We start from the raw sequence: 26,067 nt of genomic DNA on the forward strand, positions 1-26,067 counted from the left end.
TTCGTAAGCGTTTTAGTGGATAGCTCGGTATTTTTATGGGCTGAAACACTTTTGCTTCCGCCTTTTTACATAAGTATTGAAAAACAAAACCATCAATAGAATTTCTGATGCTGGCTACTTGCTTTCCTGTGGATTTAGCGTTACAGAGGAGACCCTGGAGCGAAATCACCTCCTCACCTTGCTAGAAAGTTTTAGCTAGTGACATGATCTTTAATTCAACAATATGGAAAAATCCACTTCATCAGAGAAGTGGATTTTCGTTGCCAATTATTATTCAATTGTCATTTTTCTCGGTGTTTCTGTACCTGTATACCAATCAAATTCAATTTCAAATGAATGCTTGTCGCCCTTTTTTGTATAGGAGTATTCGATTTTGAGCTGTTCACTTGGGCTGACAACTGTTGGCTCTGTGTCTTGAACAAAAGTGAATTCACCATTTTCTTTAAGCTTTTTTGCAAACGTTTCCAGTGTTGCTGCAAATTCTGCTACACTTTGTCGTTCTTTATGCTTCAAAATAACTTCAGTCATGGGTTTATTTTGTTTTTGCATCGAAATCCCTCCTTACGTCTTGTTACTTCTATTATAACATGGAGGGGGCATTCAGCTTATAAAACAATACAAAAAGCGGATGAAGGAAACGATGCATTTCCTAATCCGCTGCTAATCTGGAACTACACGGATAGTCCCATTACGCTTATAGTTTTACAACATTTGATGCTTGGGGTCCACGATTGCCTTCCACAACATCAAATGAAACCTTTTGACCTTCTTCAAGTGTACGGAAGCCTTCCTCCTGGATGCCCGTAAAATGAACAAATACATCTTCGCCATCATCACATTCAATAAAGCCATAACCTTTTTCATTATTGAACCACTTTACGATCCCCTGTTGCATAAGCATTCGCCTCCAATGCGCTTGAATGTAAAATAAAGTTAAATAAATGGTGCACTCATTGAGAAAATGTGAAAAAATTGCATTTTCTCTTAGAACATACAGGAATTGAACAAATAAGTCAATTGATTGACGAAATGCTTGCATATCTGGCTTTCTTTTTTTTCACAATTAAGACTATAATGGAAATGAACAACATAGAAAGTAGGATGCCAAATGACAACGAAAAATCAACCATTATCAGATTTAGAAATCGCTAGTCAAGCAGTGATCAAACCTATTACGGAAATTGCCAATGCTGCGGGTATTCCAGAGGATGCTCTTGAGCAGTATGGACGCTACAAAGCAAAGATCGACCCATTAAAAATTACTGCTCAGGGCGAGGATGCAAAGGTAGTATTAGTATCAGCTATAAGTCCAACCCCAGCTGGTGAAGGAAAGTCGACTGTGACTGTTGGACTAGCAGATGCCCTTCATCAATTAGATAAGAAGGTGATGGTCGCATTACGTGAACCATCATTAGGTCCAGTTATGGGCGTAAAAGGTGGCGCAACTGGCGGAGGTTACGCACAAGTTATACCAATGGAGGATATTAATTTACATTTTACTGGCGACCTTCATGCGATTACAACAGCTAACAATGCTTTATCCGCATTTATTGATAATCATATCCACCAAGGTAATACACTTAACATTGATCCACGACGCATTATTTGGAAGCGTGTCATGGACTTAAATGATCGTGCCCTTCGTAAGGTAGTGGTGGGATTAGGTGGTCCTGTTCAAGGCATGCCGCGTGAGGATGGCTTTGATATTACGGTTGCCTCTGAAATTATGGCAGTATTCTGTTTAGCCACAAGCATTGAGGATTTACGTGAGCGCATCGCTAGTATTGTGATTGGCTATACTTTCGAGCGTGAGCCTGTCTTTGTGCGTGATTTACAGGTAGAGGGTGCCTTAACACTATTATTAAAAGATGCCTTTAAGCCAAACCTAGTTCAAACATTAGAGGGAACACCTGCTATTATCCATGGTGGTCCATTTGCGAATATTGCCCACGGCTGTAATTCTATTATGGCGACACAAACCGCTCGTAAGCTAGCTGATATTGTGGTGACAGAAGCGGGCTTCGGCTCTGATTTAGGTGCTGAAAAATTCATGAACATTAAAGCTCGTAAGGGAGGCTTTAAACCAAGCGCAGTTGTCATTGTAGCGACAATTCGTGCATTAAAAATGCATGGTGGTGTACCGAAAACAGCGCTTGTAGGTGAAAATGTGGAAGCACTCCTACAAGGAATTGAAAACTTAGCTAAACATGTAGATACAGTTCGTACATTTGGCGTTGAACCAATTATTGCCTTAAATCGTTTTATCACGGACACAGAGGCTGAGCTAGAAGCCGTTCTGAACTGGTGTCAAGAAAATCATGTTCGCATTGCTCGTACGAATGTCTGGGAAGAGGGCGGTAAAGGTGGTCTAGCCTTAGCTGAGCAAGTACTAGCTGTGCTAGAGGAAGAAAACAACTTCTCTCCTTTATATGATGTAACAGAGTCAATTGAAGAAAAGGTACGTACGATTGTGCAAAAGGTATATGGCGGGAAAGATGTACAATTTACAGACCAAGCCAAAAAACAAATTGCCCAAATCGAAAAATTTGGTTGGGACTCCCTTCCAATTTGTATGGCGAAAACCCAGTATTCTTTATCAGACCAACCAAGTTTACTTGGTCGTCCAGAAGGCTTTACCATCACAATTCGCGAAGTTATTCCAAAGCTTGGTGCAGGCTTCTTAGTTTGTCTAACTGGCGATATTATGACAATGCCAGGACTTCCAAAAGCACCAGCTGCGCTACGCATGAATGTCGATAACGAAGGACATGCGGTAGGATTGTTTTAACAGAATATTAAAAGCTGCCTACTTAAATGGGCAGCTTTTTTATTGATAATGGGTAAACATGGTTCGTAGGAGGTGACCCAATTCATCGTCTATCTACAATGCAAATATGGTATAAAAGTAAAATTTCGGATGATTCCTTCATCCACCTCTTGAGTAAAAATTCATAAAAATTAATTTTTTTAAAACGATTTTAAGATTCTAGTGAAAACTAGGATCTTTTTTATGTTGCACAAAAATCACGAGAACTTTCCTTATATAAATGTGTTTGGTATTTTTTATTAATAGTTCTCTGATATTGGAAAGATAGAGCGGGTTTTTACAACGAAGGACAATTGTCAAATGAATTTTTATTTAAAAAATACATTGAATTTTCTTTTTCTTTTAAATATAATTTATTTAATTCTAATTCGGAACACTGTACCGATAATAGGAACACGGAGGGATGAAGTCTTGAAAATCGCAACAGATATTGGCGGTACTTTTACTGACCTAGTTTTCACAGATGAAAAAGGAAATCTTCATTTTGATAAGGGACATACGACACCTGGTCACTTTGAGGATGGCATATTAAATGTATTAGGACGACATGTAACGGAAGATTCTTTCATTGAATCATTTATTCACGGATCGACGGTTATCATCAATACATTAACGGAAAGAAAAGGGGGCGTAGTTGGGTTAATTACAACAAAGGGTTTCCGTGATGTTATAGAAATTGCTCGTGGAAATCGGCCAGACTTATATAACTTTAAATATAAAAAGCCAGAACCATTTGTAGAGCGTTATTTACGTCAAGAAATTGATGAGCGAATTGATTTTAAAGGAAATATTATGAAAGCGCTTAATACCGAGGAAGTTGACGAGATCGTTTATAAATTTAAGGAGTTAGGTGTTGAGGCGATTGCCATTTCCTTAATACACGGCTATAAAAATCCAATTCATGAACAACAGTTAAAAGAAGCCATTTTAAAAATTTGGCCGGAAGTATATATCACACTTTCAAGTGAAACGATTAAAGAATACCGTGAGTATGAAAGAACAAACACAACAGTCCTTAATTCTTATGTAAAGCCAATTGCACATGCCTACTTAAAAAGTCTAAAAGAGAAATTAAGCACAATTGGCATTACAGACCATTTAAAAATTATGCAATCGAATGGCGGGACTACAAGCTTTGATAAAGCAATGGAGCTACCAATCAACCTCGTTGAATCTGGACCTGTAGCAGGGATGTTTGGGGCAGCTAAATTAGGCCAACTTTTAAATGAATCGAATATCATAGCTTTTGATGTTGGTGGGACGACAGCAAAATGTTCGCTTATTACAGATGGCAAAGTCAATGTCACAACAGATTACTATATTGAAAGAAATGAAAAATTTGCGGGCTATCCAATTAAAACACCTGTAGTGGATATTGTGGAAATCGGAAATGGTGGTGGCTCTATCGCACGTGTAGATCAGTTTGGCTCATTAAAGGTTGGACCAGATTCTGCTGGGGCAAAGCCAGGGCCTGTAGCATATGGCTTAGGGAATACACAGCCAACAATTACAGATGCCAATGTTTATTTAGGAAGATTATCCTTAGAAAACTTTGATAACCCAGTATCCATTGACAAAGTGGAGGAGGCTCTTGTTGAAGCAATTGCGAAACCATTTAATGTGTCAGCAGAAGAAGCAGCACAGGGTATTTTAGATATTGCAAACTCCAATATGTTAAATGCACTGAAGCTGATCTCTATTCGTAAAGGCTATGATCCTGAAGACTTTACAATGGTGGCATTTGGTGGCGGTGGTCCACTACATGCGATTAATTTAGCAGAAGAGCTTGGTATGAAAAAAGTCATTATTCCTTATGGCTCATCCGTCTTCTCAGCATTAGGAATGATGATGACCGAATATCGACAAGATTACATTCAAACAAGTTTAATGAACTTTGACAAAGACCATCTTGCGGCTATTCAAGAAAATATTGATCAAGTCATTGCTAATGCCTATGCAGATGCACCATTATCAAAGGATCATTATTATTTTGAAATTAATTATGATTTACGCTACAAAGGTCAAGAGCATGCCGTTAAATTAAATGCATCAGCTATTACGCTTGATGAAGAGGGGCTACTTGCATTAGCAGAAGCCTTCCATATCAAACATAAACAAGAGTTTTCTTTTGATTTACCAGCTACACCAATTGAGTTAGTCAACTTACATCTTACAATCTACGGGAAAGATGAGGCGGTTCAATTTAAAGAGCTAGACTTCTCTCATATCGACAATTCTACATGTATCAAGGCACAACGCAATTTATATGTGAAGGGAACAGGTTGGGTAGAGGTCAATGTCTATGACCAACAAAAATTAGTACCTGGCTATGTCATTACAGGTCCTGCAATTGTGGAAAATCCAACATCTACGGTCGTAATCAATAATAATCAATCAATTGAAATTGATAAATACGGCAATTTGATAGTAGAGATGGAGGGGAAATAAAACATGAAAAAAGATGTTTTTGCAGTAGAAATTATTCAAGATTCATTGCTAGCTATAGGCGATGAGATGTTTATAGCTCTAGCACGCTCTTCTATGAGTCCAGTAATCTATGAAGTATTAGACTATGCTTGTGGTTTAACAGATGCCAAGGGTAATTTAATTAGTCAAGGAAACGGTGTAACGAGCTTTATTGGGATGTTAAGTCCAATGGTACAGCGTGTAATAGAGAAGTTTGATAATGGGAAAAAACTACATGAAGGTGATGTCATTATTATCAATGACCCTTATGTTGGAGGTGGCTCGCATTTATCGGATGTGGGCTTAGTTCTCCCAATTTTCTACAACGGTGAAATTATTGCGTACTCTGCCAATAAAGCACACTGGACAGAGGTAGGGGGCATGGACCCTGGTTCGTTTACAAGTAATTCTAATGAAATCTATCAGGAAGGTTTACAGCTACCAGGTGTCAAACTTTATCATCAAGGTGAGTTAAACGATGCAGTCTATGAAATCATTTCTACGAATGTTCGTTTACCAGAGCTTTCAATCGGTGATATGTTTGCACAAGTAGCCGCCTTAAAAACAGGTGAAAAACGGATCGCAGAGCTTTGTCAGAAGTTTGGTGCGGAATCGGTGAAATTGTCCATTCAAAAATTATTGGACAAGGGTGAGAAAATTGTAGAGTATGAGCTTCAACACCTACCTAAAGGTGAATTTTATGCGGAGGACTTTATTGAAGGGGACCCATTAAAGGGTGGACCTTATCCAATAAAAGTGAAAGTCACAATTAGTGATGAGGCGTTTATTTGTGACTTCAGAGGCTCACATCCTGCAGTCAATGTGCCAATGAACTGTTCTCAGTTTGGTTTAATGGCAAGTGTGCGCGTTATGTTCCTAGCATTACTTGGCGATATTGACGTAATTAACGAAGGTGTCTTTAAACGCTTAACGATTATCACAGATGACAATTCGATTGTTTCAGCTAAACGCCCACATCCCGTGTCTATGAATTTTGAGGCACGTATTGGGGCAGCTGATCTAATTTGGAAAGCTCTTGCGCCGCATTTACCAGAACGCTTATCGGCAGGGCATTTACAATCTGTTTGTACGTTTATTCTCACTGGGAAAAATCCTGAAAATGATGAGTCATTCCTAATTGTTGAGCCATCTGTTGGTGGCTGGGGAGCGGCGAATGATGAGGATGGGCAAAGCGGGCAATACTGTATGGGAGATGGTGAAACATATAATCTTCCAGTTGAAATTGCAGAAACAAAATACGGTATTCAAATTGATGAATATAGCTTAAATTGTGACGGTGCTGGTGCTGGTCAATTCAGAGGTGGCTTAGGTGTTCGTCGCGTTTATACAGTCAATCATGATGGTCAAAAGGTTTCTGTGAACTTAGGTAGACATCAATTCGCGCCATTCGGCTTAAATGGTGGTGGAGAAGGCTCTCACAACTATTTAATCATTCATAAAAAGGATGGAACGAAAATTGGACCAGTGGGCGTACTTGCCAATTATGAATTGCAAAAAGGCGACCGTATTGAGCTTGTGACTGCTACTGGCGGTGGTTATGGTTCTCCACACGAACGAAGCTCAGAGGCCATTGAACGTGATCTATTAAATGAATATATTTCTGTAGATGTAGCGAAAGAGCGATACGGTTATCAAAACGCTTAAAGGGAGAAATAGATGACTGTCAAGACATTAAAAAACTCATTGGATATACTAGAATGCTTTGCAACGACAGAAAATGCATTAGGTGTTCGTGAAATTTCACGCATGATGAAACTGCCGACAAGTGTCGTGCAAAGAACCATTAATACATTTACAGAAGCGGGTTATTTAATACAGGATGAACACACGAAAAAATATAAATTAGGTTATAAAATGTACCTTTTTTATGATGTGTTATCGAATTCAAAAGACCCTCACTCGACCATTTATGAATTGATGCAAAATCTTGCCAGTGAAATCAATGAATCAGTATTTCTTACTTATATGGACAATGAATACGGTGTCACAACGAAAATAGCCGAAAGCAATAAAAATGTAAAGTATGCGGTGTCTTTAGGAACAAAGACACCCCTTTACATCGGTGCTTCCTGTAAGGTCATGTTTGCTTATTTAGACGAGGACAGGCAACTGGAATTAATGGCCTTCTTTCATGAGGAACAATCGAAGGAAGAGCAGGTTTCTTTCCTAGCGTCATTAAAGGAAGAGCTGCAACAAATTCGCCAAAACAACTGGTGTGTTACCATCGGGGAGTATAATGAACATGCATTTGGCATTAGTGTACCGTTATTTAACTATAAAAAGGAAATCACTGCATCTCTTACAATTTCTGGGTTAGTATATGATTTAGATGATCAAAGGGAGAAAAATATGCTTGAACAGTTAGTGAAAGTAGCTCAGCAAATACAATCACACATTTCAAAATTATAACAACAATAGGGGAGCTGACACTATGAATAATAAAGTATTACATCCAAGGGCTTTAGAGCCTGTAACTCTACTAATGATCGTCTTAACATCTGTTGTGGGGGCAATTATTGGGATACAGCTAATTACGACTTTAGGGATTTCTGCCAATACATCAATCGTTGGGGCAATATTTGCGATGATTCTTGGAAGAATACCGATTGGCAAGCTAATTGCCTTTAAATCTGTACACAGACAAAATATTATTCAAACTGCCATTTCGGCAGCAACGTTCAGTGCAGCAAGTAGTTTAATGTTGCCAATTGGTATTCCATATGTATTAGGCTATGAAAATTTAGTATTACCATTGTTTATCGGTGTTATTTTAGCGATGTTTGTTGATGCTTTATTATTATATAAATTTTTCGATACAAAGATTTTCCCAGCAGCAGGTACTTGGCCACCAGGGATTGCAACAGCTGAAGCCATTAAGGCGGGCGATAAAGGCGGTAAGAATGCAAAGGTATTAATTGGTGGTGTGTTAATTGGTATCGTGGGATCTGTTTTGAAAATTCCAATGTCAGCTTTTGGGGTAGCGTTCATCGGTAATATTTGGGCACTGACGATGTTTGGGATTGGGCTTTTATTAAGAGGCTATTCTGTTCAATTATTTAATGTTGACTTAAATGCTTACTATATTCCACATGGCGTTATGATTGGTGCTGGGATTGTAGCACTTTTCCAAGTAGCTTTTGCCTTATTGAATAAAAAGTCGGCTAAAAAGTCAGAAGAGTTAAGCTATTCAAAAGATGCAAAAGAAATTCGACAAGCATTTGGTGTTGGGTTTATAGCATATTTAGCCATTGCTCTATTAATCGCTATTTTAGGCGGTATTATTTCACACATGTCTTTCGGTATGTTAATAGGATTCATCATCTTTGCAACGATTGCTGCATTTGTCCATGAGCTAATTGTAGGTATCGCAGCGATGCATGCGGGTTGGTTCCCTGCATTTGCAGTGGCATTTATTACACTGATTGTTGGTATTTTAATTGGTTTCCCAGCTCCAGCACTTGCATTACTAGCAGGGTATAGTGCTGCTACAGGGGTAGCATTTGCGGATATGGGCTATGACTTAAAAACTGGTTTCATTTTACGTGGTAATGGTAGTGATGTTGCATTAGAAAAAGAAGGTCGCAAGCAACAATTGATTGCTGGTATGCTAGCTTTTGCAATTTCCGCAGTTGTAGTATTGCTATCCTATAAATCTTATTTTGCACAGGATTTAGTAGCACCTGTTAACCATGTGTATGCAGCAACAATTCAATCAGGCGTTACAGGCGATGTAGCGAAACAATTAATGATTTGGGCGATTCCAGGTGCATTAATTCAGCTAATTGGTGGTTCAAAACGTCAAATGGGTATCTTATTCGCAACAGGTTTATTACTTGTCAATCCAATTGCTGGCTGGGCTGTATTAGTGGGTATCATACTTCGTGTTATTTTCACATATGTGACGAAAGGTAAGAGAGAATCTGAAATGACGGTCTTTGCAGCAGGTGTCATCGCTGGAGATGCGCTATATAGCTTCTTCTCTTCCATTCTAAAAATAGGGAAATAGAAAGGAGTCATGCTGAATGGCGAAAGGATTATCGTATGAGGATGGGATTGCTGCCGTTTACGGAGGAGCAATCCTTGGCGGAGGCGGCGGTGGTCTCCTAGAGGAAGGACTCAAGCTAGTGGAGGAAATCTTTGCAGTAGGCGAACCTCAAATGGTTGATATTACCGAATTAGACCAAGAAGATTTAGTTGCCTGTGTGGCAATGGTAGGTGCGCCATCAGCGGCCGATCAATATATTTCAAATGAACAGCTTTGTTGGAGCTATCGTAGTATGAACAACTATATCAATCAACGTCTAAAGGGCATCATTACCAATGAAAATGGTGCCATCACGACGATCAATGGCTGGTTGCAGTCAGTCTTATTACATGTACCTGTTGTGGATGCTCCCTGTAATGGACGAGCACATCCAACGGGAATCATGGGTTCTTTAAATCTCCATGAACAACAAGAATATCAATCCGTACAATTTTATGCAGGAGGAAAAGGTGACTTCGCCGTCCAAGGCTTTGTGGAAGGGAATTTACACAGCACCGCAAAGACAGCACGCCAAGCTTCTATTTTAGCAGGCGGGCTAGTCGGGGTCACTCGAAATCCTGTGACGATTGACTATTTACAAAAACATGGCGCACCAAATGCGATTACCATGGCTATAGAGCTTGGCTATTGCTTCTTAAATGGGCAAACCTTTGAAGAAAAGCTAGCCCATGTGTTGCAGTATTTGAATGGCGTGCACATTGTATCAGGCGCTGTCACAAATTATTCGTTAACAAAGGAAAATGGCTTCGATGTAGGGGAATTATCAGTGGGTGATTACCATCTGACGTTCTGGAATGAATATATGACATTATCGAAGGAAGGGCAGGTACAATCCAAATTCCCAGACCTCATTATGACGTTCGATACAGAGAAAATGATGCCAGTTCCAAGTGCAAGTATTGAGGAAGGAATGCATGTTGCAGTGATTCATGTAGACCAATCTAACTTAAAATTAAGTACAACCATGCAAAACGAAGCACTATTGCGGGAAATTGATGAAGTGATCAAAGGCGTTCTATAAAGTAAGAAAATAAAACAGTAAAAGCTGCCATCATCTACTTGAATGTAAGATGGGCAGCTTTTATTTGTCCTTCAGCGGGATGGTAATACATTTTATCACAATCGTTCCTACTTCCTTTTTCACTTCATACATTGATGGCTTAAATGAATTTCTTACTGATTTGCACAACTCATCGAACGTGGTATTCACAAGCTGTAAGCAATTATCGTGTACGATTTTCATTAAAGGGAGGAGCTACGTTCATACATAATCAAGGTATTGACTAGAAGAAGGTAACAACCAGTAATGAAAAAACAATGCACTTCTGCTACAACTGGCGAAATCCTTTTGGTCATGCAACAAACTAACTTGTTGTTCACATTTTCGGCATGTACATTTGGCTATGCGGGTTAAACAAAGAATTTCTAAGGGAAAGTGTTCACTTTTATTTGTTTAGATGATAGGTTTTCAATACGCACGTCATCTTTTAAACAGGTTATTCAATTGTAAGCCCGCTGAAGTTAATGTTAAATCTGTTAAACACACAGCTGTTGTACATTGCTGAAAAATATGAGGTACAGAACAAATAGCTGTTCTGTACGTTTATCATACAATATTCTGAAAAATTAGTCAATTGAAATGGATTTGATTTTTAATTTTTCTAGATTACCTCTTATGTAATAAAATACAGTATAATTTTGTAGGAAAGGAATGAGTGAAGACTATGAATCATTTAATGAATAAAGTACGTGAAATATATGATCAATTTGATGCTAGTCATGATTTTCAACATATTGAACGTGTCTATCAAAATGCATTAGCTATCCTACATAGCGAGCCAACAGCAGATGAAGAAGTTGTGAAAATAGCGGTACTTTTACATGATGTCAGTGACAAAAAGTATACCGATAGCAAGGAAAAGGAAGAACAGCTTATTGCGGAATTACCTGTTAGTGAGGGTAAAAAGCGGCATATTCGAGATTGCATTGCTCAAGTGTCATTTAATGGTGGGAATGAGCTAGAAGCAACATCATTGGAAGCAAAAATCGTCCGAGATGCAGATCGTTTAGATGCAATTGGTGCTATTGGCATTGCCAGAACATTTGCTTATGGTGGCGCAAAAGGTCGCAAGCTTTATGATAAGGAAGAAGAAGCACGCACAAATATGTCAGAGTCAGAATATCGTCAAAACAATACCGCGTCTGTTACTCATTTTTATGAGAAATTATTACTGCTAAAAGATTTAATGGTGACGGAAAAGGGCAAGCAAATGGCACTTGAACGTCATCAATTTATGGAAAGTTTTTTAAAGCAACTCCAGCACGAAATCGGTCAATAGCACATAGCACAAAAACCGCCTTTTCAATTTGAAGGGCGGTTTTTGTGCTTCATTCGGCTATGGTCTTCGTAGTACAAAAATAATGAAGCGTGCATTTCCTATGGCAAGTAGCATTTTAGTTTTGTAGTGAATTATTGGAGACGCACAAATGAGGAATCCTTCATCATGTGTTACTCCATTACCTTTTAATAGCTTAGATAGATTCATTAAAATAGGAGGATATCGCTGTTGTTAATGCTTCCCAAATGATTGCCAGGTCTGCTTGGGAAGTACGCCAATTACTGAAAGCCGCGCGAATAGCTGGCGTACCTTTGTAGACAGTTGGCGTCATGTATACTTGGCCTTGTTGATTTAAAGTTGTTAAAAATTGTTGGTGCATTTCAGCTGTCAGTGCCTCATGATTGACGGCGAAGCACACGATATTCAGTCGAACAGGTGCTAGCAATGTAAAGTAGGGACTGTCATCTATTTTTTGACCAAGCTGTTGTGCGAGTAATACATTTTCTTCTATTAATTGTTGGTAGCCCAATTTACCATAGGCCTGTAAAGAAAACCAAGCAGGTAGCGCACGAAAACGACGTGAATTTTCAGGTGTAAGATCACAGAAATCTGGATTTTCAAGGGAACTACCAAGATAGGCAGCATTATTTTGAAAAACGGTTGCTTGCAACGATTGATGACGGGTAAATTGCATAGCGGCATCATAAGGGACGTTCAGCCATTTATGTGCGTCAATTGTAATAGAATCTGCATAATTCATGCCCTCAACAAAGTGACGATACTTTGGTGAACAGGCTGCAAAGCCACCAAAGGCCGCATCGATATGAAGCCAGAAAGGGTATCGCTTTTTTAGCTCGCCAATTGCTTGCAAATCATCAAAGTCAACCGTATTGACAGTTCCCGCATTTGCTACAACTATACAAGGTTCATGTAGGTTTTCTTCAAGAAACTGCTGTAATTTTGTGATGTCAATGGCTTCTCGCTGTTCTAGGCATAGCATAGTGTGAATGGAATTTCTTCCCATGCCAAGCATAGAGGTTGCTTTGATTATACTTGAGTGGGGCGTTCCGCTAACAATCTTTATTGGAGGGATACCATATAGACCATCCAGAGCAGTGTTTTTTCCATAGTATTGTGCAATCCATTCCCTTGCTTGAGCAAGTCCTACAAAATTAGCCATCGTAGCCCCACTGACAAATGTTCCTCGATAATCATCGCTTAATAGCAATAACTCCTTTAGCATGTCAATTGTCGCAAGCTCCATTGAACCTGCAATAGAGCCCTTAGAATGGGATAAATTTTGATCGTAAACACTTACTAACCAATCTCCGACAATCGAAGCAGGGGTAGATCCACCTGTGACAAAACCCAAGTATCTTGAGCCTACACTACTATTTAAGCCTTCAGCAAATTGCTTTGTAAAATATTGAAGTGTTGCCTGAGCACCCTCACCCACTTCTGGAAGTGTCGGAGTAGGAAGGCTAGAGGAATGGTTCGTTACAGCTCTATGCTCCAGATTAGTAAAAAAATTGGCTGCATGGTCAACTACATCCATTAAAAGCGTTTTTATTTTTTCCTGATCTTGCTTCATGTTCATCATGTGTCATCATTTCCCTTCATTTTAACTTAGCTATTTCTGCCTCTACACTATATAGTGATATATATAACAGTCAAATGAAGACTATAACAGTTGGAGGTCCAATGGAAATAAAGCTGAATCGTCAGTCTGATCAATCTTTAATTGATCAAATTTCAACTATCCTTGCAGAAAAAATAAGGTCAGAATTTTTACAGGAAGGGAGCCAATTACCTTCTATTCGGAGCTTTTCAAAAGAAAATCAAGTGAGCCCTGTCACGGTCAGTAAGGCATATGCCTTATTAGAAAGAAATGGTTATATTGAAGTGATACATGGCAAGGGGGCGTTTGTTCGAAACAAAGAACAAAGAAGCACAAATGAGAGCCGTAGTGATTATAATTGGCAACTAACCATTCCTGATTACATTCAACGTTCACAATCTATGTTAAATAAAAGAATGGAATATGCGATGAAATTCTCCAGTGCCACCATCCACCCTGGATTATTACCCTCTGTTTATTTGGTGAATGAAATTGTGGCGATATTACAGGCAGATCCTCAGATTGTGGCTCGTTATGGATCGGTACAGGGGGATGAAGATGCACGAAAGGCAATCCGAGACTATGTCAAAACATATAGTAATATTGCCACAACACCACAGGAAATTATTGTGACAAACGGTGTACAACAAGGTATAGATATAGTGGCTAAAACATTTATTGGACCTGGAGATATTGTCATTACCGAAGCTCCTACATATACAGCAGCAATCGATGTCTTTAGAAATCGTGGGGCCCACATTATTCCCATACCAGTAGACGAGGAAGGAATGCAGACAGCTCTTCTAGCGACACTCTGCCTAAGCAAACAGCCAAAGCTTATTTATACAAATCCTACCTTCCATAATCCTACAGGCACAGTTTTAACTAAAGCAAGAAGGAGAGAATTACTGGATCTTGCCCAACAATATGGCTTTCTTATTGTAGAGGACGATTCATGGAATGAAATTTATTTTGACGATAACCCACCACCACCACCTCTGAAAGCTTTAGATACAAGTGGTCATGTTATTTATTTAAAAGGCTTTAGTAAGACGTTGGCCCCAAGCTGTAGAATCGGCGCTATCCTTTCAAAAGGTACCGTTCATCAACGACTTTTATCTGCCAAATCCAGTGCCGATTCGGGTAATCCCTTATTAACACAAAAGGCACTGATTCCATTTTTACGTTCAGACCGAATGCATGCCCATTTAGAAAAACTGCGCATTGCGCTTGAGATAAGAAGAGATCAAACGATTGCATTGTTGAATAAGCATGCACCAAAGGGCGTTACGTGGATCGAACCAAAAGGTGGACTTAATATTTGGGTGTCTTTACCTAGTAATGGCAATACGGATGAGCTGTTATGGAAGGCTCAACAAGACCAAATTACCTTTTTACCAAGCTCAGCTTGTTATCCAGGAGAGCCACAATATCACCATCTAAGAATTAGTTACTCTTATCCTGAACCCCACGACTTAACACAAGGAATCATCAAGCTTTGTCAGCTTATGGAATCCTATTTACAGGACATGCCACCAGTTCGTTGATAGTTTGTTGTTCTTTGTTTACCTGCGGTTTGGTGTTATGATGAATAGTGGATATCAATAATCGTCTACATAAAAATCGTGTGGGCATGAACAATACCTAACATGAAAGAGATGGAATAGTGGAATGAGTCATTTAATTGTACAAAATTTAACCAAAACAGTGGGCGATAAAACGCTTTTTCAAAATATTGAATTTACCATTTATGAGGGAGAGCGGGCAGGCTTAATCGGCATAAATGGAACGGGAAAATCAACCCTGTTATCCATTTTAGCTGGGGACATGGAAGCGGATTCGATGACAGTAGATCGTCCGAATAAATACCGTGTCGCTTATTTACCACAGGAGCCTACATTTCAGGCAGGTGAAACAGTTTTACAAGCTGTCTTTTCAGGCGATTCGCCCATTTTACAGCTGAATCGTCAATATGAGGAAACGGTTGCTGCACTAGCAAGTAACCCAACATCCGAAAGTTTACAAAAGACGTTATTTAGTCTGCAACAGCGCATGGATGAAGAGCAGGCATGGGATGTCAATGCCCTTGCAAAGACGGCCTTAACAAAGCTTGGGATTGAAACTTTTGAAAAAGAGGTACTAACGCTATCAGGCGGTCAGCAAAAACGTGTTGCATTAGCGAAGGTGTTAATTGAACCAGCGGATCTTTACTTATTGGATGAGCCCACCAACCATTTAGATGTACAGTCTACAGAATGGCTTCAAGAGATGGTCTTACGATTAAAGGGTGCAGTGATTTTCATCACCCACGATCGTTATTTCTTAGATGAATTATCAACACATATTTACGAGTTAGCAAATCAAACCTTGTATCGTCATACAGGGAATTACGGTGATTATTTAGAGGCTCGAGCTATTCGTGAGGAGATGCAAGCTGCTTCTGCACAGAAGGATCGCAATCGTTATCGTTCAGAATTAAAATGGATACGTCGTGGTGCGAAGGCGCGTTCAACTAAGCAAAAGGCTCGTATTCAACGCTTTGAAAAGCTAGAAGAAAACCTAGAACGCAAAACAGAAGATGTTTCCTTGGATATGGGACTTGCGACAACACGTCTTGGACGTAAAGTGCTGGAGGCTGAGAAAATTTCGAAAGCCTTTGGCCAGCAAAAAATCCTTGAAAACTTCTCATTTCTACTACAGCAAGGTGATCGAATTGGCATTATCGGCGCGAACGGTGTAGGAAAATCAACTTTGTTGAACATGCTAGCAGGAGAGCTGACACCCGATCAAGGTGAAATTCTTGTTGGGTCAACGGTCAAGCTGGCACATTTCAAGCAAACATTGCCGAAAATGAATGAAAATGAGCGCATGATTGAATATATACGTGAGGCTTCAAATGATATTACCGATGCAGAGGGTGTCCGTTACTCAGCTGCTCAAATGCTGGAGCGCTTTTTATTCCCGTTGCATGCTCATGGTACTCCAATTGGAAAATTATCGGGCGGTGAGCGCAAGCGTCTTCATTTATTACGTTTATTGATGGAGCAACCAAACGTCTTATTATTGGACGAGCCAACGAATGATTTAGATATTGAAACATTAGGTGTGCTAGAGGATTTCATCGAGCATTTCCCAGGCGTGGTTATCACGATTTCCCATGATCGTTTCTTCCTCGACCGTATTGCGAAAAAGCTATGGATACTAGATGGTCAGGGACAAGTAGAGGAAACACTGGATCTATACAGTGAGTATCTGGAGAAACGTGAGCAGACAGCTACTGTCAAAGTAGAAACGTCAAAAGTAGAAAAGCCAAAATCAGAAAAGCCAAAATCAGACAAAAAAAAGCTATCGTTTAAAGAGCAAAAAGAATGGGAAACGATTGCAGACGAGATAGAGAAAACAGAAACTGCTATTATGGAGACCGAAGAAGGAATCGCCAATGCAGGCTCAGATTTTACCAAGCTACAGGAATTAACAGCAAAGTTGGATGAGCTAAATGCACAGTATGAGCATCTAATTGAAAGATGGTCGTATTTAGATGAAATAGTTAACGGATAAGGAGCGATAGACATGAAGATTATTACCATTGAACCGACGCCAAGTCCCAATTCTATGAAGATTGTTGTTGATACAGAGCTACCATTCGGGAAGAGCTATAATTTTACAAAGGATAATAAAGACGAAGCAACAGGCGAGGCGGCTGCTATTTTAGCGATTGAGGGAGTAAAGGGCGTTTACCATGTAGCCGATTTCTTTGCTGTTGAGCGCAATGCTAAATATGCATGGGAAGGCATTCTAGCAAGTATTCGTCAAGTGTTAGGGGAAGATGTCCAAACACAAGAAGAAACGGTTGTGGCCAATGAATTTTATGGAGAGGTTTATGTCCATGTACAATTTTACAAGCAGGTGCCTTTACAAGTAAAAGTTTTTGATAACCAACGTGAATATCGTATTAGCTGCGGAGACCGTTTTGTCGATGCTTTTAATCAAATTATTGAGTCAGCAGTAGATGAAAACTATATTTTCCAACGTAAGTGGATTGATTATGGGGTTCGCTACGGTGAGCTTGAGGAAATTGCTGAAACAATCAAACAGGAGATTGATGTCACTTATTCTGCAGACCGTTTAGCAGAAATTGTCACAGCTATCAATAATGATGGTGAAAAAGCCGCTGTGAAAACGGACAAACTTAAAGTGACAGTAGAACAGTTCAAGCAACCTGAATGGGAGAAACGCTTCCAACTGCTCGATCAAATGGCTGATCCTGAGCTAGACGATCTACCGCTATTAGATTTAGCCTTACAGGATGAACAAATGTCTATCCGTCGACTAGCGACGGTGTACTTAGGCATGATTGAGGATGTGGCAGTTGTCCCTTATTTAGAAAGAGCCCTACAAGATAAAAGTGCAGCTGTACGTCGAACAGCAGGTGACTGCATGAGTGACCTTGGCTTTGTAGAATTTGAAGAAGCCATGCTGCAAGCCTTACAGGACAAAAACAAATTGGTTCGCTGGCGCGCAGCCATGTATTTATATGAGGTCGGCACAGAACAGTCCTTACCAGCATTGAAGGCTGCCGAAGATGACAAAGAATTCGAAGTGAAGCTACAAGTGAAAATGGCCATTGCCCGTATCGAACAAGGAGAGGAAGCAAAAGGCTCGGTTTGGAAGCAAATGACCGAATCCCGTCAACAATAATCAGGAAAAACCAGCAAATGCTGGTTTTTTTCTATTTTGTAATGGTTGGCATTCGCCCTAATAAATGGGTAAGGTGCTTCTGAATGGTGATAGGTCCTCTCCAAGAGGAGCGAACCACTCCAAAGAAGTGTGGACCCACTCTTAAAAAGGGTGAATCGTTTCAAAGAAGCGGATACCCGCTCTAAAAAGAGATGAAGGTCGCTCCACAGAACCAAAAACCCTTTCTCCAAATTAAAGAAATCCCGCTCAAAAAAGTGTTCCCTCTTCCAAACTATAATTATCTAACCACCTGAAAATCAAAAACAATACTCTCTTGCATTCGATGAATTGATCGAAAAACCGTGTAAAACAGAAAAAAATGTTGTTTTCTAGTGATTTATTGCTAAACAAAAAGTTAAAGGCGTTCTTTGAATCATTAACATATTGTCTAGTTTCATAGAGAAAGGACAATGTTAAAATAACATAAATTCAGAATATTCTTTAAAAATAGGGGGTCCTTTGCATGACAGTAACTAGTTTAAAGACAACAAAATCGTATGTGCGAGATCGTGAGACGGTCATCGCCTTAACACAGAAGCTCGTGCGCATTGAAAGCGTTTACCGTGAGAACGATCCGAAGGGCAATGAGCAAGAGGTGGCAACTTTTGTAGCGGCGTATTTACGAGATATTGGCATCGAGACGCATATCGAGGAGGTTGTGCCAGGGCGACCAAATGTCATTGGTATTATTGATTCGGGCAAGCCCGGGAAAACATTACTTTTCGAAGGACATACGGATGTGGTGACAGAGGGCAATCGAGAGGCTTGGGCCTATGATCCATTTGGAGCAGAAATTGTAGATGGGCGTATGTATGGCAGGGGAACGAATGATACAAAAGGGAATCTGGCTTGTATGATTACAGCTTGTCAGTCATTGCTACTAGATCAAGAGGCGTTTACGGGCAAAATTATTTTATGTATTCCATGTGATGAAGAAGGGCTTATGCTAGGCATTAAGCATTTTATTAAAAATGGCTGGGCCGATGGTGTGGATGGTGCGATTATCTGTGAGCCACAGGAAAATAATGTGTGTATTGCACAGCGCGGGGCTATTCGTTTACAGGTAGATATTTTCGGTAAAATGGCGCATGGTGCGATTTCGTGGAGTGGCATCAATCCTAACTGGCGTATGGCACGTTTCATCGTAGAGCTTGAAAAATTGGAAAAAGAGGAGCAAGCACGATTAGGGCGTGATCCAATGCTGAATTGGCCATCTATTACACCAACGATTTTACGAGCGCCTGTAAAGGGAGATGCACAAATCAATGTCATTCCTGATCACTGTATGACAACACTCGATATTCGCACGGTGCCTGCGCAGGACCATGATGAACTACTGGGCAAGATTGAAGCGATTATTAAACGATTACAAGCAGATGATCCTGATTTCAAAGTAGAACTGACGGTTCTTGATAACCGACCTGCAACAGCAACAGCGAAGGAAGACCCTGTTGTACAGGCAATATATGAGGCTGTGGCAGAGGTAACAGAGAAGGAACCAAAATATAATGGTGTTCCAGGCGCGACAGATGGTACGTTTCTTCATGTGCATGGTATTCCCATTGTAACGGTTGGAGCAGGAGATCGAGAAATTCCCCATCAAATCAATGAGTATGTGGACATTGAAGAATTGGCAGAAACAACGGCCATTTACCGTTTAGCAGCATTAAAATTTTTGGCGGGTGATGCACAATGACAGCTATCAAAATAGCAGTAATACCAGGAGATGGCATAGGAAAAGAGGTTATGCAGGAAGCGTTAAAAGTTTTAAATTGTTTGCAAGAACAACATAGCTCCTTACAAATTGAAACAACCATCTTTCCTTGGAGCTCCGATTACTACGTGCAGCATGGCTGTATGATGCCTAATGATGCACTGGCAACACTTCAAACATATGATGCGATTTTATTTGGGGCTATTGGCGATGCTCGTGTGCCTGATGATGTTACCGTTTGGGAATTAATTATGCCCATTCGAAAGCATTTCCAGCAATATGTGAATTTCCGTCCTATTAAATCACTACCTGGGATAGCGTCGCCCTTGGCTAACGGCAAAAAAATTGACTTTGTGATCTTCCGTGAAAATGCAGAGGGTGAATATTCGGACAGCGGTGGTAGACTGTACCAACAGCAGCCGCAGGAAATGACGATTCAAAATACAATCATGACGCGCATTGGGATTGAAAAAATTGTCCATGCTGCCTGCGATTATGCGAAGCAACACGGTAAAACCAAAATAACAAGTGCGACAAAATCGAATGCCATTATTCATTCGATGAAATTCTGGGACGAGCATACAAGCAAAACGGTGAAGCAAAGTTCACCAGCACTACAGCTTGAATCCATTTATATCGATGCACTCGTCGCCTATTTCGTAGAACGACCACAGAATTTTGAAGTGGTGGTAGCGTCCAATTTGTTTGGCGATATTTTATCCGATTTAGGCTCTGCTATTGTAGGAGGACTTGGTCTATCTCCATCAGCCAACCTGAACCCCGAAAAGGATTTTCCATCGATGTTTGAGCCTGTTCATGGCTCAGCACCAGATATTGCAGGCAAGGGCATTGCCAATCCAATCGCTCAAATTTGGTCGCTTGCCTTACTGCTTGGCCATCAAGGCAGACCAGATTTAGAACAGCTCATTGTTAAAGCCATTACAGCTGTGCTGCAGGAAGGCGTTGTGAAAACAGCAGATATTGGTGGACAAGCGACAACAGCACAAATGGGCGATGCGATTTGTCAGGAAATTATTAATAGAACTTTAACAGCAGGAGGTGTTTAGCATGGCAGTTGAGCAAAAGGTGATTGTGGTTACTGGTGCGGGAGGCGGTATGGGAAAGGCCATTATTCACGAGCAATTAAAGCTGGGCAATCGAGTTATTGGACTTGATCTATCCATAGATGCCTTATCAGATATTGCACAGGATGCCCTTCAATGCTTTGAAGTCAATGTGTTACAGGAGGAACGTGTGCAAGACATCTGCCAGCAGGTTTTTGATAAGTATGGCAGAATAGATGGTCTTGTTAATGCACTGGGAATTGCCCAGTCAGCTACGCCGATTGAAGAGGTCACAATGGATGAATGGAATCGTTTAATGGATGTTAATGTGAAAAGTTTATTTATCACGACAAAGGCAGTTGTCCCTTTTATGAAAAAGCAGCAAAGGGGTTCTATTATTACAATTGCCTCGATTTCAGCAGTGCGACCAAGACCGGGCTTACAGGCTTATATTGCATCGAAGGGTGCAGCAGAGAGCTTTACGAGAGGACTAGCAATTGAACTAGCATCTAGTCAAATTCGGGTTAATACGATTCATCCAGGACCAGCAGACACACAAATGCTTGGTCAATTTGCCGCACAGGGTGCAGACGTAGAGCAGACGAAGCAAAGTGTCTTTGTGCAATCTGTGCCATTAGGACGATTAGTGAAGCCAGCAGATATAGCAGGAGCTGTTAGTTATTTACTCTCAGATGCAGCAAGTATGGTCACAGGAACGACATTACATGTAGATGGTGGCCGTGGATTATAGGAGGGGTACAATGAAAAAAATTCCTATGTTGATAGATGGTGAGTGGGTTCACGGTGATGCTCAGGCATACCTCGATGTTAAGAATCCCTCAACGGGTGAAGTGATTGCACAAATTAGCAACGCGAGTAAAGAACATGTAGAAGAGGCAGTACGTGCAGCCCGTGTAGCCTTTGAACGTGAGGACTGGCGTCAATGGAAAGCCTATGAACGTGGGCAGTTATTGATCGAATTTGCTCATTATATTCGTAAGCATGCAGAGGAATGGAGTTTGCTAGAATGTCGGGATGTAGGAAAGCCCTTATCACAGGCAAGAGCAGATATTGAAGCAGCGGCACGCTATTTTGAATTTTATGGTGGTGCAGCGGATAAGGTGATGGGAGATACAATTCCGATTGAGGATGGGCTTTTAAATGCAGTAGTGCTAGAGCCAGTGGGCATTACGGTACATATTGTGCCATGGAATTATCCGATTCAAATTACGGCAAGAAGTGTAGCAGCCGCTATAGCAACTGGTAATGCAGTCATTGTGAAAAGTGCGGAGGATACACCGCTAACAACACATGCCATTGCAGAATGGTTCGCCGATAAGCTGCCGAAAGGGATTTTCCAGCATATTACGGGCTTGGGACGAGAAGTTGGTCCTTATTTAACTTCACATCCCGATATTAATCATATTACGTTTACAGGTTCTGTTCCTACAGGAATTGCGGTGATGAAGGCGGCTGCTGAAAATGTTGTGCCTGTGACATTAGAGCTTGGTGGTAAATCTCCTAATATTGTTTTTGCGGATGCTAACATGGAGCAGGCATTAGAGGGAGTCGTACGTGCGATTATTCAAAATGCTGGTCAAACTTGTTCAGCAGGGGCACGTTTACTCATTGAGGAACGAATAAAAGAGTCCTTTATTTCCCGATTAGCCCAAAGGTTCCAAGTGATCCAAGTAGGACCAGGTGAGGCAGATATGGAGATGGGACCGTTACTGAATGAACAACAATATACAAAAATCACTGCATTATTACAGCAAGCAAAGGTAGATGGCTATGTTGTGACGGGTGGGGAACCATTGACATTGGCAGGCTATGAGAACGGCTTTTATGTTCAGCCAACTATACTTGATGGTGTTGGTCCAAATGATCCATTAGCTCAGGAGGAAATTTTCGGTCCAGTGTTAACCGTCTTGACATTTTCGACTGTAGAGGAGGCCATCGCATTAGCCAATAGTACGGACTATGGCCTAGTGGCGGGCATTTGGTCACAAAATATCGATACGGCTCACTATGTGGCAAGTCGTGTGCAGGCGGGACAAGTATTTGTCAATAATTATGGAGCTGCTGGAGGCATTCAAATGCCATTTGGAGGCTATAAAAAAAGCGGAATTGGTCGAGAGAAGGGCTTTGTTGCACTGCGAAACTATACGCAAATGAAAAATATCGCTATACGCTATGCACCACCTAATCAACACTGAGATGGAGGGACGCATATGGAACAGCCAAAAGACAAAGATGTGCTTTTAGAGGTCAATCACTTATCAATTAAATTCCATTTAAAAAATGGCAAAGAGGCAAAAGTTGTGGAAGATGTGAATTTTACTATTCATAAAGGAGAAACCGTTGCACTGGTTGGTGAATCGGGAAGTGGCAAAAGTATTACATCCTTAGCCATTATGCGGTTGCTGCCTATACCTCCAGGAGAAATTACGTCAGGTTCTATCACTTTAAACGGTAAAAATCTACTTACCTATAAAAATAAAGAAATGAGCCGTATACGAGGCAATGAAATTAGTATGATTTTTCAAGAGCCCATGACCTCTTTAGATCCCGTTTTTACGATTGGCAATCAAATGATTGAAGGCATACGAAGACACCAAAGGGTATCGAAAAAAGAGGCATGGAATAAAGCGCTACAGCTATTAAAAGAAGTCGGGATTGCGAATGCAGAAAAGGTCATCGCTGAATATCCTCACCAACTCTCAGGCGGGATGCGACAACGAGTTATGATTGCCATCGCAATGTCGAATAATCCGCAGCTATTGATTGCGGATGAGCCAACTACTGCACTTGATGTCACGGTTCAGGCACAGATTTTAAAGCTGATGCTAAAAATGAAGGAAGAGCATCGATCAGCCATTTTATTCATTACCCATGATATGAGCGTTGTTGCAGAGACAGCTGACCGCGTTATGGTGATGTATGCGGGACAGATTGTCGAGGAGGCTCCAGTAAGAGAGCTCTTTTTAAATCCACAGCATCCTTATACCACAGCGCTTTTAAAGACGATGCCAAGCCTTGAAACAGATGTCAAAAGGCTACCATCGATTCCTGGTACTGTGCCACCTGCGTATGCATTACCTGACGGCTGTCGCTTTGCGCCACGCTGTCCCCATGCGCTGGCACATTGTCATCAGGAGCAACCTGCTGTTCATCACATTCAGGAGGCACATAAGGTACGCTGTCATTTATTCACGGAGAAAGGAGAGCTGGCTCATGACAGAGAAAGAAGTTTTGCTGGAAATTAATCATTTAAAAGCCTACTTTCCTGTGAAGCGTAAATCGATGAAGGAAGAGAAAAAGGTCATAAAAGCGGTTGATGATATTTCGATTGAGATTTATAGAGGGGAAACACTTGGAATTGTTGGTGAATCAGGCTCAGGAAAATCCACCTTTGGGCGAACAATTTTAAAGCTCGTTGAACCAACAGCAGGCGAAGTGCTATATAAAGGACAACCCATCCAGCATTTAAAGGGGAATAAGCTACAAAGTTACCGCAATCAAATGCAAATGATTTTTCAAGATCCCTTTGCCTCTCTCAATCCTCGGATGCGAATCGGTTCTATAATCGAAGAGCCGATGAAGCTACAATTAACCTTGACGAAGGAGCAACGCAAAGAGCGTGTGAAGGAGCTATTACAAAAGGTAGGGCTACCTGAGGATGCCATGCATAAATTTCCACATGAATTTTCTGGTGGGCAGCGGCAGCGTATTGGGATTGCACGGGCATTAGCGATTCATCCAGAATTCATTATAGCCGATGAGCCCGTTTCAGCATTGGATGTGTCGGTGCAATCGCAAGTGCTCAATCTCATGATGGATTTACAGGATGAATTTCAATTAACCTATTTATTTATCTCACATGATTTAAGCGTTGTGAAGCATATTAGTGACCGTGTGGCAGTGCTGTATTTAGGTAGAGTAGTGGAGATTGGGACAAAGAAGGAGCTATATGCCAATCCGTTGCATCCCTATACACAAGCATTACTATCTGCAATACCAGTTGTTAATTTTGATGAGCCTAAGCAAGAAATACTTTTACAGGGCGAGTTACCAAGTCCGATGAATCCACCTGTTGGCTGTGTCTTTCATACACGTTGCCCGCATGTGATGGAAAGATGCCATCAGGAGAGACCGAAGCTTCACAATGAAAATGATCATCAACGAGTAGCCTGTTTTTTATATGATAAAAAATCAGAAAATTATAATTATTTAAAAAGTGAGGTGTGAAGAATGTTTGGCAATATAACGGATGTGCCAGGTGTTAAGGTAGGACATCGCGAGAACAAGGAGGGCATCACAGGCTGTACGGTGCTAGTAGTGGAAAACGGAGCAGTTTGTGGAGTGGATGTTCGAGGCTCTGCACCAGGTACTCGTGAAACAGATGCGTTAGATCCCATCAATGAAATTGACCGAGTTCATGCTATTTGTTTAGCTGGGGGTAGTGCGTTTGGGTTAGATGCTGCTACAGGCGTCATGCAATTTTTAGAGGAGCAAGGGATTGGGGTAGATGCAGGAGTAGCGAAAATACCGATTGTACCAAGTGCTGTACTCTTTGACTTGTTTATCGGTGATCCACATGCACGACCTACAGCACTAATGGGCTATGAAGCGGCACAAGCGGCACAAGTTGGCTCATTTCCAAATGGCAATGTAGGCGCGGGCTACGGAGCAACTGTAGGCAAATTAGCTGGTCCAGAATTTGCAATGAAGGGTGGGCTTGGTAGTGCTTCCTATGCGGGAAAAGATGGTCTTGTAGCAGGTGCTATCGTGGCTGTCAATGCAGTTGGAGATGTCAAGGACCCTACAACGAGGAAAATTTTAGCTGGAGCAAGAGATACGCATTCTGGTCAATGGGTGGATTGCTGTGCCTATTTAGAGCAACATGCACAATCAGAGGCTTTAGCGGGAACTAATACAACCATTGGTGTTGTGGCAATGAATGCCAAGCTAACGAAGGCTGAGGCTAAAAAGATTGCGCAGCTTACGCAAAATGCCTTAGCACGCACGATTTATCCTGTTCATACGATGCTGGATGGCGATACGATTTTTGTGCTTGGTACAGGGGATCAATCCTATGCACTTGATTATTTAGGCCAGCTAGCGACAAAGGTGATGGAGGAAGCAATTCTGGCTGGTATTAAAGCCGCTGAACGATTGGCGGATGTTGAGAGTTATACAAGCATTCAAAAGTCAAGCACTTAGAAAAAGGGGGAAC

General features: G+C 40.9%; 20 protein-coding genes. 17 read left to right on the top strand and 3 right to left on the bottom strand.

The genetic code is table 11. The features are described from left to right. Positions 1–270: 270 nt before the first annotated feature. Both LBYS11_RS07845 and LBYS11_RS07850 read right to left on the bottom strand, forming a co-directional pair. Positions 271–549 (bottom strand): amphi-Trp domain-containing protein, encoded by a 279-nt coding sequence (locus LBYS11_RS07845; protein ID WP_103117788.1) that lies wholly within the window; start codon positions 547–549, stop codon positions 271–273. Between the two features lie 145 nt (positions 550–694). Continuing rightward, on the bottom strand, positions 695–895 hold the full coding sequence (locus LBYS11_RS07850; RefSeq protein ID WP_004269397.1) for a cold-shock protein: 201 nt from the start codon (positions 893–895) through the stop codon (positions 695–697). Positions 896–1,108: 213 nt separating this feature from the next. Between LBYS11_RS07850 and LBYS11_RS07855 the strand changes: the two genes are divergently transcribed. From LBYS11_RS07855 to LBYS11_RS07885, 7 genes are all read left to right on the top strand, one after another. After that, positions 1,109–2,788: a formate--tetrahydrofolate ligase gene (locus LBYS11_RS07855; protein ID WP_048390103.1), complete on the top strand. Its 1,680-nt coding sequence runs from the start codon at positions 1,109–1,111 to the stop codon at positions 2,786–2,788. Positions 2,789–3,238: 450 nt separating this feature from the next. Further along, positions 3,239–5,275: a hydantoinase/oxoprolinase family protein gene (locus LBYS11_RS07860; protein ID WP_103117789.1), complete on the top strand. Its 2,037-nt coding sequence runs from the start codon at positions 3,239–3,241 to the stop codon at positions 5,273–5,275. A gap of 3 nt (positions 5,276–5,278) precedes the next feature. Further along, positions 5,279–6,958 carry a hydantoinase B/oxoprolinase family protein gene (locus LBYS11_RS07865; RefSeq protein ID WP_103117790.1) on the top strand — a complete coding sequence of 560 codons (1,680 nt, stop codon included), beginning with the start codon at positions 5,279–5,281 and terminating at the stop codon, positions 6,956–6,958. A 12-nt stretch (positions 6,959–6,970) separates the two neighbouring features. Further along, positions 6,971–7,723, top strand: coding sequence for an IclR family transcriptional regulator (locus LBYS11_RS07870; protein WP_054550817.1), 753 nt, complete (start codon positions 6,971–6,973; stop codon positions 7,721–7,723). Between the two features lie 22 nt (positions 7,724–7,745). Continuing rightward, a complete protein-coding gene (locus tag LBYS11_RS07875) occupies positions 7,746–9,320 on the top strand; it encodes an OPT/YSL family transporter (protein WP_048390111.1) in 1,575 nt (524 codons plus the stop codon). A 16-nt stretch (positions 9,321–9,336) separates the two neighbouring features. Next, positions 9,337–10,380, top strand: a complete 1,044-nt coding sequence (locus tag LBYS11_RS07880) for an S-methyl thiohydantoin desulfurase domain-containing protein (RefSeq protein WP_103117791.1) — start codon at positions 9,337–9,339, stop codon at positions 10,378–10,380. Positions 10,381–11,083: 703 nt separating this feature from the next. Further along, complete coding sequence (locus tag LBYS11_RS07885) at positions 11,084–11,698, top strand: HD domain-containing protein (RefSeq protein WP_048390115.1); 615 nt, start codon at positions 11,084–11,086, stop codon at positions 11,696–11,698. Between the two features lie 193 nt (positions 11,699–11,891). Here the strand turns inward: LBYS11_RS07885 and LBYS11_RS07890 are convergent, their stop codons facing one another. Then, a complete protein-coding gene (locus tag LBYS11_RS07890) occupies positions 11,892–13,289 on the bottom strand; it encodes a pyridoxal phosphate-dependent decarboxylase family protein (RefSeq protein ID WP_233732556.1) in 1,398 nt (465 codons plus the stop codon). Positions 13,290–13,399: 110 nt separating this feature from the next. Here LBYS11_RS07890 and LBYS11_RS07895 point away from each other — a divergent pair, with 110 nt between their 5' ends. The 10 genes from LBYS11_RS07895 (at position 13,400) to LBYS11_RS07940 (ending at position 26,054) form a co-directional block, all read left to right on the top strand. Next, the gene (locus LBYS11_RS07895) at positions 13,400–14,863 is read left to right on the top strand and encodes a MocR-like pyridoxine biosynthesis transcription factor PdxR (protein WP_103117793.1); all 1,464 of its coding nucleotides are present in this window, start codon (positions 13,400–13,402) and stop codon (positions 14,861–14,863) included. A gap of 124 nt (positions 14,864–14,987) precedes the next feature. Next, entirely contained in the window at positions 14,988–16,874 is a 1,887-nt protein-coding gene (locus LBYS11_RS07900) for an ABC-F family ATP-binding cassette domain-containing protein (RefSeq protein ID WP_103117794.1), read from the top strand. Positions 16,875–16,886: 12 nt separating this feature from the next. Continuing rightward, on the top strand, positions 16,887–18,014 hold the full coding sequence (locus LBYS11_RS07905) for a conserved virulence factor C family protein (RefSeq protein WP_048390119.1): 1,128 nt from the start codon (positions 16,887–16,889) through the stop codon (positions 18,012–18,014). Positions 18,015–18,516: 502 nt separating this feature from the next. Then, positions 18,517–19,749, top strand: coding sequence for a M20 family metallopeptidase (locus LBYS11_RS07910; RefSeq protein ID WP_009374236.1), 1,233 nt, complete (start codon positions 18,517–18,519; stop codon positions 19,747–19,749). Continuing rightward, positions 19,746–20,834, top strand: coding sequence for a tartrate dehydrogenase (locus LBYS11_RS07915; RefSeq protein WP_103117795.1), 1,089 nt, complete (start codon positions 19,746–19,748; stop codon positions 20,832–20,834). The genes LBYS11_RS07910 and LBYS11_RS07915 overlap by 4 nt, the downstream gene beginning before the upstream one ends. A gap of 1 nt (position 20,835) precedes the next feature. Then, entirely contained in the window at positions 20,836–21,582 is a 747-nt protein-coding gene (locus LBYS11_RS07920; RefSeq protein WP_054550825.1) for an SDR family NAD(P)-dependent oxidoreductase, read from the top strand. A 10-nt stretch (positions 21,583–21,592) separates the two neighbouring features. Further along, entirely contained in the window at positions 21,593–23,047 is a 1,455-nt protein-coding gene (locus tag LBYS11_RS07925; RefSeq protein WP_103117796.1) for an aldehyde dehydrogenase family protein, read from the top strand. A 15-nt stretch (positions 23,048–23,062) separates the two neighbouring features. Further along, positions 23,063–24,097 (top strand): ABC transporter ATP-binding protein, encoded by a 1,035-nt coding sequence (locus LBYS11_RS07930; protein WP_103117797.1) that lies wholly within the window; start codon positions 23,063–23,065, stop codon positions 24,095–24,097. Beyond that, positions 24,066–25,079, top strand: a complete 1,014-nt coding sequence (locus tag LBYS11_RS07935) for an ABC transporter ATP-binding protein (RefSeq protein WP_066037719.1) — start codon at positions 24,066–24,068, stop codon at positions 25,077–25,079. Before LBYS11_RS07930 ends, LBYS11_RS07935 begins: the two co-directional genes overlap by 32 nt. Positions 25,080–25,082: 3 nt before the next feature. Then, on the top strand, positions 25,083–26,054 hold the full coding sequence (locus LBYS11_RS07940) for a P1 family peptidase (RefSeq protein ID WP_103117798.1): 972 nt from the start codon (positions 25,083–25,085) through the stop codon (positions 26,052–26,054). The last annotated feature ends 13 nt before the right edge of the window (positions 26,055–26,067 follow it).

The sequence above is a fragment of the Lysinibacillus sp. YS11 genome, from assembly GCF_002896375.1.
GTDB classification, from domain to species: domain Bacteria; phylum Bacillota; class Bacilli; order Bacillales_A; family Planococcaceae; genus Lysinibacillus; species Lysinibacillus capsici.

Bases quoted from the DNA above. Each gene is read 5' to 3' on its own strand.
- LBYS11_RS07850 (WP_004269397.1), bottom strand. From the start codon at position 895: ATGCAACAGGGGATCGTAAAGTGGTTCAATAATGAAAAAGGTTATGGC.
- LBYS11_RS07875 (WP_048390111.1), top strand. From the start codon at position 7,746: ATGAATAATAAAGTATTACATCCAAGGGCTTTAGAGCCTGTAACTCTA.
- LBYS11_RS07895 (WP_103117793.1), top strand. From the start codon at position 13,400: ATGGAAATAAAGCTGAATCGTCAGTCTGATCAATCTTTAATTGATCAA.
- LBYS11_RS07865 (WP_103117790.1), top strand. From the start codon at position 5,279: ATGAAAAAAGATGTTTTTGCAGTAGAAATTATTCAAGATTCATTGCTA.
- LBYS11_RS07870 (WP_054550817.1), top strand. From the start codon at position 6,971: ATGACTGTCAAGACATTAAAAAACTCATTGGATATACTAGAATGCTTT.
- LBYS11_RS07915 (WP_103117795.1), top strand. From the start codon at position 19,746: ATGACAGCTATCAAAATAGCAGTAATACCAGGAGATGGCATAGGAAAA.
- LBYS11_RS07910 (WP_009374236.1), top strand. From the start codon at position 18,517: ATGACAGTAACTAGTTTAAAGACAACAAAATCGTATGTGCGAGATCGT.
- LBYS11_RS07885 (WP_048390115.1), top strand. From the start codon at position 11,084: ATGAATCATTTAATGAATAAAGTACGTGAAATATATGATCAATTTGAT.
- LBYS11_RS07925 (WP_103117796.1), top strand. From the start codon at position 21,593: ATGAAAAAAATTCCTATGTTGATAGATGGTGAGTGGGTTCACGGTGAT.
- LBYS11_RS07920 (WP_054550825.1), top strand. From the start codon at position 20,836: ATGGCAGTTGAGCAAAAGGTGATTGTGGTTACTGGTGCGGGAGGCGGT.
- LBYS11_RS07900 (WP_103117794.1), top strand. From the start codon at position 14,988: ATGAGTCATTTAATTGTACAAAATTTAACCAAAACAGTGGGCGATAAA.
- LBYS11_RS07890 (WP_233732556.1), bottom strand. From the start codon at position 13,289: ATGAAGCAAGATCAGGAAAAAATAAAAACGCTTTTAATGGATGTAGTT.
- LBYS11_RS07935 (WP_066037719.1), top strand. From the start codon at position 24,066: ATGACAGAGAAAGAAGTTTTGCTGGAAATTAATCATTTAAAAGCCTAC.
- LBYS11_RS07845 (WP_103117788.1), bottom strand. From the start codon at position 549: ATGCAAAAACAAAATAAACCCATGACTGAAGTTATTTTGAAGCATAAA.
- LBYS11_RS07940 (WP_103117798.1), top strand. From the start codon at position 25,083: ATGTTTGGCAATATAACGGATGTGCCAGGTGTTAAGGTAGGACATCGC.
- LBYS11_RS07855 (WP_048390103.1), top strand. From the start codon at position 1,109: ATGACAACGAAAAATCAACCATTATCAGATTTAGAAATCGCTAGTCAA.
- LBYS11_RS07905 (WP_048390119.1), top strand. From the start codon at position 16,887: ATGAAGATTATTACCATTGAACCGACGCCAAGTCCCAATTCTATGAAG.
- LBYS11_RS07880 (WP_103117791.1), top strand. From the start codon at position 9,337: ATGGCGAAAGGATTATCGTATGAGGATGGGATTGCTGCCGTTTACGGA.
- LBYS11_RS07930 (WP_103117797.1), top strand. From the start codon at position 23,063: ATGGAACAGCCAAAAGACAAAGATGTGCTTTTAGAGGTCAATCACTTA.